This is a genomic window from Streptomyces sp. NRRL WC-3549 (genome assembly GCF_000721935.1).
Classification (GTDB): Bacteria; Actinomycetota; Actinomycetes; order Streptomycetales; family Streptomycetaceae; genus Streptomyces.
Genome location: NZ_KL585442.1, coordinates 58,546 through 62,649, shown reverse-complemented (window position 1 = coordinate 62,649; position 4,104 = coordinate 58,546). Strand labels below are relative to the sequence as shown.

Below are 4,104 nucleotides of genomic sequence, written 5' to 3'. Positions count from 1 at the left end.
CCCGCCACCGGACAGGACGCGGGCCAGTACGGCGCCCCATCGTTCGGTGACGGCCGCTGCGGTGCGGAAGGCCGGGAGCGCGCGGGCCAGGTCGTCGCAGTGCCGGCCGGGAGCGATGAGCTTCATCGTGCCACCTCCGAGAGCAGGGGAACGGGACTGAGCCGGGAGTAGACCTGCGCGACGCCGTCGGCCACCCCGTCCCAGGTGAAGCGGGCGAGCGCGTGCGTGCGGCCGGCCGCGCCGTAGCGGGCGCGGCGGGCGGGGTCGTCGAGCAGCGCGCGGACGGCGGCGCCGAGTTGCCGGTCGTCGCCCACGGGCGGTACGTGGACGCCGGTCACCCCGTCGACCACCGTGTCGAGCTGACCGCCGACCGCCGTGGCGACGACCGGGGTGCCGCAGGCCATGGCCTCGATGGGGACGATGCCGAACGGCTCGTAACGGGGCAGGGAGAGCAGCAGGTCGGCGCTGGAGAGGAGGCCCGGCATGAGGTGCTGGGGGACGCATCCGAGCATCCGGACCCGTTCGGTCACCCCGTGTTCGGAGGCGATCTTGCGGAGCCGTTCGGCCTCCGGGTCGGCGAACAGCAGCGGGGCCTCGGGGCCTCCGGCGATGAGCAGTTCGGCGTCGGGCACGGCGGCCAGTGCTCTGATCGCGCGGTCGAACCCCTTGCGGGGGACGAGCCGTCCCACGGCCAGGAGGCGCCGGGGAGCGCCCTCCGGCCTGCGGTCGGCGGGCCTCGGCGAGAAGAGGGCGGTGTCCACCCCGCAGGGCACGACCCCGATGCGGGAGCGGTCGATCCCCATGGCGACGAGCTCGTCCACCTCGTCGGCGCAGGTCGCGATGACCGCGTCCGCCTCGGTCCCGATGCGGGCCTCGATCTCGACGCGCTCGCGCGGGCTGGTGTCCTCCGTGCCCTGGTAGCGCCGCTTCACGGTGCCGAGCGCGTGGTACGTCTGCACCACCGGGATGCCGGTGTCCCGGGTGCCGGTGAGCGCCGCCAGCCCGGACATCCAGAAGTGCGCGTGGACGACGTCGGGCCGGGTGCGCCGCCATGTCCGGGCCAGATGGGCGCCGAACTCGGGCATCCAGGCGAACAGTTCGTCCTTCGGAACGGGGGTGGGCGGCCCGGCCGGCACATGGACGACCTTCACCCCGTCCGGGGTGCGCACCGTGGCCGGTGCGGTGGCGCTGTCGCGGCGGGTGTAGACGGTGACGTCGTGCCCGCGCCGCACCAGGTGCCGGGCCAGCTGCGCGACGTAGACGTTCTGGCCGCCCGCGTCCGGACCGCCCAGCTCCGCGAGGGGACTCGCGTGCTCGGACACCAGGGCGATCCGGCCGGGGCGCGGCTTGGGCTGCGTCATCGCGTGACCTCTTTCATGAGTCGTTCCCAGTCGTCCAGGAACCGCTGGACGCCGTACCTGGCGCGGGCGGCCGCCCGCGCGCGGTTCCCGGTCCGCTCGGCGTACGCGGCGTCCGCCAGGAAGTGCCGCAGGGCGTCGTCGAGTACGTCCGGCCGGTTGGAGACCACCCCCGCGTCCGGTGGCACGGCCTCGCGGACCTCCGTCGTCGCCAGGGCGACGACGGGCATGCCCAGGAACATCGCCTCCAGAAGGGAGAGCCCGAGCGAGGTCCACCGCACGGGGTGCAGATAGACCCGGCAGCGGGCCATGGCCGGGTGGAGCCGGTTCTGCGGGAGTTCGGAGGTCAGGCACTGCTCCGGCGGGAGGTCCAGATGCCGGGCGAGCCCCGCGGTGCCCATGCCGAACACGTGCAGGGGCGCGGCCCCCGCCAGCCGGGGCAGCAGGTCGGTGCCGGTGGTGCGCCCGCGCCGTACGGGTTCGTTGACGACCACGGCGGCCCTCGGCTCGGTCCCGGTCCAGAGCTGCCCGGGGTCGATGATCCCGTGTTCGACCACGCTCGTGGGGGCGCGTCCGTTGTCCCACATGAGCCGGTTGAAGTGGGTGACGTGGACCAGCGGGACGTCCGTGCGGCCGGCGACCGGGTGCACGGTGCCCACGGGCGTCTCGTGCGGGCTGTTGTGCTCCACGTACACGGCGGGGACGTCGCGCCCGGGCCGGCGGCCGGTCCAGGCGTGGGTCAGTTCGATCTCGTGCGGCCGTTGCAGGACGACGAGGTCGATCTCGCTGTCGCGCAGCTCCTCGGGGGTGCGTTCGACCACCGACGCGGGCCAGGTCCAGGTCCGGGCACGGCCCAGGCCGTCGGGCCCCCGGTCGGGTGTCACCGGCACCAGGTAGGTGTGCGGCCCCTGGACGAAGGAGGTCAGCCACGAGCCGTGCACGTGCCAGATGAGGATGTTCATGCGCTCTCCTTCAGGAGCTTGTGCACCGCGCTCACGACGTCGTGGGCGGTGACGCCGTTCAGGCAGGGGTGTCCCGGCACCGGGCAGTGCCGGGCCCGGGTGTCGGCGCAGTCGGCCCGCTGGTCGCCGAGGAGCACGGTGGGAACGCCGTAGGGCGCCCAGCGCGAGGCCGGCACGACGGGGGCGAACAGCGAGACGACGGGAGTGCCGACGGCGGCGGCCAGGTGCGCGGGCCCGGTGTTCGCGCTGACGAGCGCGTCCGCGCCGCGCAGCACCCCGGCCAGCTCCCGGGGGCCGGTGCGTCCCCCGAGGTCGACGGCGTCGGCGCCGCTCACCATGCGGGTCAGCTCCTTCTCGGCGGGACCTCCGGTGACGACGACGCGGTGTCCGGCGTCGGCGAGCATCCGCACGGCCTCCGCGTGGCGTCCGGCGTCCCAGGAGCGGGCCGGCGCGCTCGCCCCCGGGTGGACGACGACGTACGGGCCGTTGCCGGTGAGCGCGGCGGTGTCCGGCGCGGGCAGGACGCGCAACCGCCCGTCGTCCCCGGGCCGGAGCCGGAACCCCATGGCCAGCGCGGTGTCCAGGGCCGCCTCGGCCTCGTGCCGGCCGGGCAGGCGCCGGTGGCGTACGTCGAGCAGCCGGCCGGGGTGGTCGACGCTGTCGGCGCCGATCCTGCCGATGCCCGCCATCCGGAGCAGCAGGGCGGCGGGCAGCGGGCTCTGGTGGAAGGAGGTGAGGACGAGGGCGGTGTCGAAGGCCCGCTCGCGCAGGGCGGCGAGGAGGCCGGGGACGTCGGCCTCCTCGACGGCCGGTGGCTGGACGCCCTCCCACGGCGCCCGCCAGACGAGGACGTCGTCCACCCCGGGGAGCATCCGGGCGGCGGGTTCACCGAGGGGCCCGCAGAGCACGGTGAGGTGTGCGGCCTGTGCCGCGGCCGCCCGCACGGCGGGCCCGGCGAGCAGGACGTCACCGAAGCTGTCGAGGCGCACGACGAGGACTCTCACGCCGGTCCCCCGCCCGCCGGGACGGCCCGTGCGGCGGGACGGGCCATCAGCCGCCGCACGGCGGTGAGGATGTCCGGGGCCCGCCCGGGCTCCGCCTCGGTCTCCTCCGGCAGGGTCGCCGCGTTGGGGACCAGGATCCCCTCGGCGCCCGCGGCCCGGGCGGCGAGGACGTCCGCCCGGATGTCGCCGATCACCGCGCAGTCCTCGGGGCGCAGACCGAGCCGTACGGCCGCGTCGACGACCAGGCCGGGGAGCGGCTTGCGGCAGGGGCAGCCCGTGTCGGGCAGGTGCGGGCAGTAGACCCAGACGCCCAGCGGCCCGATCAGTTCGTCGACCCGGGTGTTGACCCGTCGTACGTCCTCGTGGGAGAGCAGGCCGCGGCCGATGCCGGACTGGTTGCTGACGACGCCGGTCGGGAGCCCGGCCTCCCGCACCAGCCGGACGGCCTCGGCGGCCCCGGGGACCGGTCGTACGAGGGCGGGGTCGGCGTTGTAGGGGACGTCGTGGATCAGCGTCCCGTCGCGGTCGAAGAGGACGGCGGCGGGGCGGAAGGCCCGGGGCGCCGTGGGGGCGTCGGGGGTCCGTCGTCGGCGTGCCGTCATGTCCGGCCTCCCCACGGGGCCGCGCCCCGGTGTCTGAGATGTCCGGCGGCCCAGTGGCCGACCGCCAGGGGCGGGATGGCCGCGCTGGTGGCGAGCATCGTGGTGACCTCCGCTGCGGTACGAGGGCCGGGTGCGATGCGGGCCCAGGCGAACTCGGCGGTGCCGGCGGCCCACAGCC

At 75.8% G+C, this 4,104-nt stretch carries 4 protein-coding genes and 1 pseudogene; all 5 read right to left on the bottom strand.

What is annotated here, in order from left to right; genetic code table 11:
- Window positions 1-122 precede the first annotated feature (122 nt).
- A complete protein-coding gene (locus IH13_RS0133740; RefSeq protein ID WP_031090555.1) occupies window positions 123-1,361 on the bottom strand; it encodes a glycosyltransferase in 1,239 nt (412 codons plus the stop codon).
- Window positions 1,358-2,320, bottom strand: a complete 963-nt coding sequence (locus IH13_RS0133735; RefSeq protein ID WP_031090554.1) for a glycosyltransferase — start codon at window positions 2,318-2,320, stop codon at window positions 1,358-1,360. Before IH13_RS0133735 ends, IH13_RS0133740 begins: the two co-directional genes overlap by 4 nt.
- Window positions 2,317-3,324: a glycosyltransferase family 9 protein gene (locus tag IH13_RS0133730; protein ID WP_031090553.1), complete on the bottom strand. Its 1,008-nt coding sequence runs from the start codon at window positions 3,322-3,324 to the stop codon at window positions 2,317-2,319. The genes IH13_RS0133735 and IH13_RS0133730 overlap by 4 nt, the downstream gene beginning before the upstream one ends.
- Window positions 3,321-3,926, bottom strand: coding sequence for a D-glycero-alpha-D-manno-heptose-1,7-bisphosphate 7-phosphatase (locus tag IH13_RS0133725; RefSeq protein ID WP_031090551.1), 606 nt, complete (start codon window positions 3,924-3,926; stop codon window positions 3,321-3,323). Before IH13_RS0133725 ends, IH13_RS0133730 begins: the two co-directional genes overlap by 4 nt.
- Window positions 3,923-4,104: pseudogene (locus IH13_RS45360) on the bottom strand (transferase); the annotation flags it as partial. The pseudogene IH13_RS45360 and the gene IH13_RS0133725, both read right to left, overlap by 4 nt.